This is a genomic window from Kitasatospora sp. NPDC056184 (assembly GCF_042268405.1).
GTDB lineage: Bacteria > Actinomycetota > Actinomycetes > Streptomycetales > Streptomycetaceae > Kitasatospora.
Genome location: NZ_JBHJUI010000036.1, coordinates 57,051 through 63,997, shown reverse-complemented (window position 1 = coordinate 63,997; position 6,947 = coordinate 57,051). Strand labels below are relative to the sequence as shown.

Here is a 6,947-nt window from a genome sequence, read left to right as displayed (position 1 = left end):
GGGCCGGTGCGGGTATCGGTTCCCAGACCCGCAACCTACCGGGGGAGCGCGGGGCCGGCGGGCCGGGGGAGGACGGAGCGGGCGGCGGTGCGCGGGCCCGCCGGCGCCGGCGGGGGGGGGGGGGCCGTCCCCGGGCGGCCCGGGGCACGGAATTCCGTGCCGCGGACGGCCGCGCGCATTTTGGCGGGAATATTCTCGGTCCCGCTCGGAGTAAAGTGTCGCTCGACCGGGAACAGGGGTCGCCCTCCCTCCCCGTCCGGGAACGAATCCACCGCACCGTCACCACCGCCGCCGTCCGCCCGTCGAGACCGGGAGCGGGCCCGGGGGCCGGGAAACATGTCAGGCCGGTGTCAGAATTCTGGCGGCATTTTTGGGTAATACGTCCGCTATGTCCGGTGGGAATTGCGGCTTTCCCGTCGATTGCTCCCGTCCTGTCCTCCGGGGTACCGGGTGAATTCCCCGACATTGGCCCTGTTGCAGAGGGCGTCGATCCGGATACATTCAGCCGCGGTCGACGCAATCGCCCGTTCGCCGGATGCCGTTCGGTGACATCGGGAGGATCGCGGCGTGCACGGCCGCGCCCAGGGGGGGTTCCCCGGGCCGGCCTCCAACCAGACCCGTGCCCGCAGACCTGCGGGGGCGTGAAGGGCCAGCACAGCACTAGGGGAGTTCGGAATGGCTCAGGGCACCGTCAAGTGGTTCAACGCGGAGAAGGGCTACGGCTTCATCGCGGTCGACGGTGGTGCGGACGTCTTCGTCCACTACAGCGCGATCCAGATGGACGGCTACCGCACCCTTGAGGAGGGCCAGCGGGTCGAGTTCGAGATCTCTCAGGGGCAGAAGGGCCCGCAGGCGGACATGGTCCGCGCGGCGGTCTGACCTTTCCGACACCCGGGAGTTCGGCTCGGCCCATCGGGCTGGTGCACCTCTTGCTTCACGGCGGGCCCGTGCGACACGCGTCGCACGGGCCCGCCGTCATGCTGTCGCGGCTCGCGGGTTGGCCATTTGGGCTTGCACTCACCCACCCAGAGTGCTAATCATTGGCGTTAGCACTCACAGCGTGAGAGTGACAGCGGACCGGGTCGGTGAGGCCCCCGGGAGCGGTAGGGGAAAGGACCCCCGCACACCAGGGCCGTCCGTCGCGGGCACCCCTTGGTCCGAGCAGTCGACCGTGTCCCGGAGGACCACTTCTGATGGCCAAGATCATCGCCTTTGATGAGGAAGCTCGCCGCGGCCTTGAGCGTGGCATGAACCAGCTCGCCGACGCAGTGAAGGTCACGCTCGGCCCCAAGGGCCGCAACGTCGTGCTGGAGAAGAAGTGGGGCGCCCCCACGATCACCAACGACGGTGTCTCCATCGCCAAGGAGATCGAGCTCGAGGACCCGTACGAGAAGATCGGCGCGGAGCTCGTCAAGGAGGTCGCCAAGAAGACCGACGACGTCGCGGGTGACGGCACCACCACCGCCACCGTGCTCGCCCAGGCGCTCGTCCGCGAGGGTCTGCGCAACGTCGCCGCCGGCGCCAACCCGATGGCCCTGAAGCGCGGCATCGAGAAGGCCGTCGCCGCCGTCTCCGACCAGCTCCTGGCCCAGGCCAAGGACGTGGAGACCAAGGAGCAGATCGCCTCCACCGCCTCCATCTCCGCCGCCGACACCCAGATCGGCGAGCTCATCGCCGAGGCCATGGACAAGGTCGGCAAGGAAGGCGTCATCACCGTCGAGGAGAGCAACACCTTCGGTCTGGAGCTTGAGCTCACCGAGGGCATGCGCTTCGACAAGGGCTACATCTCGGCCTACTTCGCCACCGACCTGGAGCGTATGGAGACCTCGTTCGAGGACCCCTACATCCTGATCGCCAACTCCAAGATCGGCTCGGTCAAGGACCTGCTGCCGCTGCTGGAGAAGGTCATGCAGAGCGGCAAGCCGCTCGTCATCATCGCCGAGGACGTCGAGGGCGAGGCCCTGTCGACCCTGGTCGTGAACAAGATCCGCGGCACCTTCAAGTCCGTCGCCGTCAAGGCCCCGGGCTTCGGCGACCGCCGCAAGGCCATGCTCCAGGACATCGCCATCCTCACCGGTGGCACCGTGATCTCCGAGGAGGTCGGCCTGAAGCTGGAGAACGCCGGCGTCGACCTGCTGGGCACCGCCCGCAAGGTGGTCATCACCAAGGACGAGACCACCATCGTCGACGGTGGCGGCGACAGCGAGCAGGTCGCGGGCCGCGTGAACCAGATCCGCGCCGAGATCGAGAACAGCGACTCGGACTACGACCGCGAGAAGCTCCAGGAGCGCCTCGCCAAGCTGGCCGGCGGCGTGGCCGTCATCAAGGCCGGCGCGGCCACCGAGGTGGAGCTCAAGGAGCGCAAGCACCGCATCGAGGACGCCGTCCGCAACGCCAAGGCCGCCGTCGAGGAGGGCATCGTCGCCGGTGGCGGCGTCGCCCTGCTGCAGGCCGGTGTCGCGTTCGACAAGCTGGAGCTGGACGGCGACGAGGCCACCGGTGCCAACATCGTCAAGGTCGCGCTGGAGGCCCCGATCAAGCAGATCGCGACCAACGCCGGCCTGGAGGGTGGCGTCGTGGTGGAGAAGGTGCGCAACCTCCCCGCCGGTCACGGCCTGAACGCCGCCACCAACGAGTACGTCGACCTGGTCGCCGAGGGCATCATCGACCCGGCCAAGGTCACCCGCTCCGCGCTGCAGAACGCCGCCTCCATCGCGGCGCTGTTCCTCACCACCGAGGCCGTCATCGCCGACAAGCCGGAGAAGGCCGCCGCGGCCGCCGGCGGCGGCATGCCGGGCGGTGACATGGACTTCTGATCCTGACGGATCGGACGGTTCCTCGTTCGCACGGGCGGTTCCCCTCGGGGAGCCGCCCGTGCGGCGTTCTCGGACGTTCTTGGGAGACTGGACGGATGGCTACGACAGACGACATCGAGACGGCGCTGCACACCGCGCGGGCGCTGATCCTGGCCGACCTGACCGCGCGGGACGCCGCCGACGCCGCCGTGGTGTCCCTGGTCGAGCAGGCCGTGACGCACCGCCGCTGGTGGCTGGAGCAGTGGCCGGACGGCACCGAGTACGTGCTGGGCCTGGTCGCCCAGGACGTCCAGGACGCGCTGCTGGAGAGCCACGGGCGCTGGCCGCTGTGCGCGGACTGCGCGGCGGAGGGGGACCCGCACGCGCTGGGCGTGGAGCCGGAGCTGGGGCCGGAGCCGCACTGGGTGTGCGGCAAGCGCGGTGCCGTGGTGGCCGCGGTCGGCGAGCTGTCGTAACCCCCGGCGCCGGACCTCACCGCCGTCGTGCCTCCGGGCGCGGCGGCGGTTTTTTCGTGCCGAGTGGAACCGATGGGCGGCATATGTAGTCTACCGACTTATATAGTTCGTCTGAGCTTTCACGGCAACGAGGGGGAGACCCATGTCCCAGCCAGATCCGACCCGGCCCGTCCTGGAACTGCGCGCCGTCACCCGGGTGCACGGTCAGGGCGCGGCCGAGGTGCACGCCCTGCGCGGCATCGACCTGGCCGTGCGCGCCGGCGAGTTCGTCGCGGTGATGGGGCCCTCCGGCTCCGGCAAGTCCACGCTGCTCACCCTGGCCGGCGGCCTCGACCGGCCGAGCGGTGGGCAGGTGCTGGTCGAGGGCGTCGAGCTGGGCGGGCTGAACCGCACCGCGCAGGCCGCCGTGCGCCGCCGCTCGGTCGGCTACGTCTTCCAGGACTACAACCTCGTCCCGGCGCTGACCGCCGCCGAGAACATCACGCTCCCCCGGGAGCTGGACGGCGTCTCCGGGCGGACCGCCCGCCGGGAGGCACTCGCCGCGCTGACCGAGCTCGGCATCGCCGACCTCGCCGACCGCTTCCCCGAGCAGCTCTCCGGCGGCCAGCAGCAGCGCGTCGCGATCGCCCGCGCCCTGGTCGGCGAGCGGCGCCTGGTCCTCGCCGACGAGCCCACCGGCGCCCTCGACTCCGCCACCGGCGAGGCCGTGCTGGGCGTGCTGCGGGCCCGCTGCGACGCGGGCGCCGCCGCCATGATGGTCACCCACGAGCCCCGGCACGCCGTCTGGGCGGACCGCGTGGTGTTCCTCAGTGACGGCCGGGTCGTCCAGGAGTCCACCGGGCAGCAGGCCGCGCACCTGCTGCACGCCGGCGGGAACGGCGGCCGGTGATGAAGCTCTCCGCCCTGCGCGTCGCCCTGCGGATCGCCCGCCGCGACGCCCTGCGCGCCAAGGGCCGCAGTGCCCTGATCGCCGCCATGGTCGCGCTGCCGGTGCTCGGTGTCGCCGGCGCCGACGTCGTCCACCGCAGTGGGCAGCTCACCCCCGGCGAGCGGGTCGAGCGGCTGATGGGCGGGGCCGACGCCCTGATCACCGCCCACCGGCCCGGCCGCTCGGTCGACCAGGGGCCGTTCGCCGAGGACGGCGTGCAGGTGCTGCCCGAGAACCGGACCGATCCGGCCTCGGTGACGGCCGCCGCCGCGGCGGGTTCCCCCGCCGAGCTGGTCGCCGGGCTGCTGCCCGCGGGCGCGGTGCTGCTGCCGACCACCCCGGGGCCGGCGGTCAGCACCTCCACCCGGGAGGGCCTGTTCACCACCGCGACCGCCGAGGCCGACCTCGCCGACCGGATCTGGCAGGGCCGGATCGACCTGGTCGAGGGCCGGGCGCCGAACGCCTCGCACGAGGCGGCCGTCACCCGGGCCTTCCTCGCCGAGGCCGGACTGCGGATCGGCGACTCCACCACGGTCAAGGGCCTCGACAAGGCGCCGTTCAAGCTGACCGGCGTGGTCGAGTACCCGGGGACCCTCGACAAGGTCGAGCTGGTGGCCCGGCCCGGCGAGCTGATCGCCCCACTGGCCGCGGCGGCCCCGCCCGGCGCCGCCCCCTCGGCCGGGCTGACCGCGGCCGGGGCGGACACGGACCGTCCCGAGCGCTGGCTGGTGCGGATGCCCGGCGGCGGCGCCGCCCTGGACTGGCCCGCCGTCCGGAAGCTCAACCGGTACGGCTTCACGGTGACCTCGCGCGCCGTCGCGCTCGACCCGCCGCCCGCGTCCGCCGTCACCTACGACCCCGACCTGTTCAGGCTCCCCGACGCGGACAAGCGGGTCGTGGTGCTGGCGACGGTGGTCGGGATGGCACTGCTGGAGGTCGCCCTGCTGGCCGGCCCGGCCTTCGCGGTGGGCGCCCGGCGCTCGCGCCGCCAGCTCGCCCTGATCGGCGCCGCCGGCGGCAACCGCGGCCACGTCCGCGCGGTCGTGCTCGGTTCCGGGCTGGTGCTCGGCACCGTCGGCGCGGCCGTCGGCCTGGTGGCGGGCGTCGGCCTGGTCGCCCTGTTGCGGACCCGGGCCGAGGAGGCCGGCGGCAGCCGCTTCGGGCACTTCGCGATCGCGCCGCTCGACCTGCTGGCCATCGCCGCCGTCGGGGTGGTCACCGCGCTGCTGGCCGCCGTGGTGCCCGCGGTCCAGGCCGCCCGCCGCGACGTGGTGGCCGGGCTCACCGGCCGGGACGCCGTCGGCGCGCCGAGCCGGCGGCTCCCGCTGCTGGGCGGGCTCCTGGTCGTCGCGGGCGCCGGCCTGGCGCTCTACGGCGCCGGCAGCCCGGACGCCACCGGCCTGCCGGTGTTCAAGGGGCTCACCATGAAGGCGCTCACCGTGCTGGCCGGGGCGGTCACCGCCGAACTCGGCTTCCTGCTGTTCACCCCGCTGCTGGTCGCGCTGTTCGGCCGGCTCGCCGCCCGGCTGCCGATCGGCCCCCGGCTGGCCCTGCGCGACTCGGCCCGCCACCGCGGCCGCACCGCGCCCGCCGTGGCCGCGGTGATGGCCGCCGTCGCCGGAGCCGTCGCCGTCGGCGTCTACACCACCGGCACCGAGGCCCAGGACCGGGCCTCCTACCGTCCGACGGCCCCGATGGGCGCCGTCGTGGTCGAGGCCCCGATGAAGTCGGACGACCCCCGGCTGCCGCGGCTGCGCGCCGCGGTCGAGCGGGGCCTGCCGGACGCGGGCACCCGCGCCGACGTCCAGAGCATGCTCTACGTCTTCTGCACGGGCTGCTCCAGCACGGTGCAGGTCAAGGGGACGGGCGGCGGCCGGTTCGACCGGGGCGGTGCCGGGAGCCGCGCGCTGGTCGGCGACGCGACGGTGCTGCGCAACCTGTTCGGGGTGAACGACCGGGCCGCCGAGGAGGCGCTGGCCGCCGGCCGGGCGATCGTCTTCGACCGCGACCGGGTGCAGGACGGCCGGGCGGTGCTCACCATGCTGGGCGCGGCCGGCGGCGGTCCGGTCCAGCCCGGGGAGACCCCGCAGACGGGCACCAAGGAGATCGCGGTCGACGCGCTGCTGGTCGACGACCCGGAGGCCGCCCGGTACGGGGGGCTGCTGATGAGCCCGGACGCGGTGCGCAAGGTCGGTCTCTCCACCGAGTCGGCCGGCTCGGTGTGGCGGCCCGCGCACCCGCCCACCGCGAAGGCGCAGCAGCGGGTGGAGGCCGATCTGGCCCAGGTCGCCCCGCTGGCCCTGCTGCACGTGGAGCGCGGCTTCCAGCCGAAGGACGACGTGATCAGCCTCGCGCTCGCCGGGTTCGCCGTGCTGGTGGTGCTGGGTGCCGCGGCCGTGGCCACCGGTCTGGCCGCGGCCGACTCCCGCAACGACCGGGCCACGCTGGCCGCGGTCGGCGCGCCGCCGCGGATCCACCGGGTGCAGGCGGGGTTGCAGAGCACGCTGATCGCGGGGCTCGGCGCGGCGATCGGCACGGTCAGCGGGCTGGTGCCCGCGGTGGCGCTGCTGCGCTCGCACGCGAGCGGGCAGATCGGTGTGCCGGCGGCCCCGTTCACCGCGCCGTGGGGACTGCTGGTGACGATCACGGTGGTGCTGCCGGTGGTGGCGGGCCTGGGCGCGGCCCTGTTCACCCGGTCCCGGCTGCCGCTGGCGCGGCGGGCGGGGTGACACCGGCCGCTCCGGCCGC

At 73.7% G+C, this 6,947-nt stretch carries 5 protein-coding genes; all 5 read left to right on the top strand.

Annotated features, from left to right (window positions below; all coding sequences use genetic code 11):
* Positions 1–675: 675 nt before the first annotated feature.
* The 5 genes from ACFC0B_RS38120 (at position 676) to ACFC0B_RS38100 (ending at position 6,928) form a co-directional block, all read left to right on the top strand.
* Positions 676–879, top strand: a complete 204-nt coding sequence (locus ACFC0B_RS38120) for a cold-shock protein (RefSeq protein ID WP_030289665.1) — start codon at positions 676–678, stop codon at positions 877–879.
* Positions 880–1,193: 314 nt separating this feature from the next.
* Positions 1,194–2,816 carry a chaperonin GroEL gene (groL, locus tag ACFC0B_RS38115; RefSeq protein WP_344334086.1) on the top strand — a complete coding sequence of 541 codons (1,623 nt, stop codon included), beginning with the start codon at positions 1,194–1,196 and terminating at the stop codon, positions 2,814–2,816.
* Positions 2,817–2,911: 95 nt separating this feature from the next.
* Complete coding sequence (locus ACFC0B_RS38110; protein ID WP_376097194.1) at positions 2,912–3,271, top strand: hypothetical protein; 360 nt, start codon at positions 2,912–2,914, stop codon at positions 3,269–3,271.
* Positions 3,272–3,413: 142 nt separating this feature from the next.
* On the top strand, positions 3,414–4,160 hold the full coding sequence (locus ACFC0B_RS38105) for an ABC transporter ATP-binding protein (protein WP_376097191.1): 747 nt from the start codon (positions 3,414–3,416) through the stop codon (positions 4,158–4,160).
* Entirely contained in the window at positions 4,160–6,928 is a 2,769-nt protein-coding gene (locus ACFC0B_RS38100) for an FtsX-like permease family protein (protein WP_376097188.1), read from the top strand. Before ACFC0B_RS38105 ends, ACFC0B_RS38100 begins: the two co-directional genes overlap by 1 nt.
* Positions 6,929–6,947 lie beyond the last annotated feature (19 nt).

Excerpts from the sequence above, each read along its gene's own strand:
- ACFC0B_RS38120 (WP_030289665.1), top strand. The coding sequence starts at position 676 with ATGGCTCAGGGCACCGTCAAGTGGTTCAACGCGGAGAAGGGCTACGGC.
- groL (WP_344334086.1), top strand. The coding sequence starts at position 1,194 with ATGGCCAAGATCATCGCCTTTGATGAGGAAGCTCGCCGCGGCCTTGAG.
- ACFC0B_RS38110 (WP_376097194.1), top strand. The coding sequence starts at position 2,912 with ATGGCTACGACAGACGACATCGAGACGGCGCTGCACACCGCGCGGGCG.
- ACFC0B_RS38105 (WP_376097191.1), top strand. The coding sequence starts at position 3,414 with ATGTCCCAGCCAGATCCGACCCGGCCCGTCCTGGAACTGCGCGCCGTC.
- ACFC0B_RS38100 (WP_376097188.1), top strand. The coding sequence starts at position 4,160 with ATGAAGCTCTCCGCCCTGCGCGTCGCCCTGCGGATCGCCCGCCGCGAC.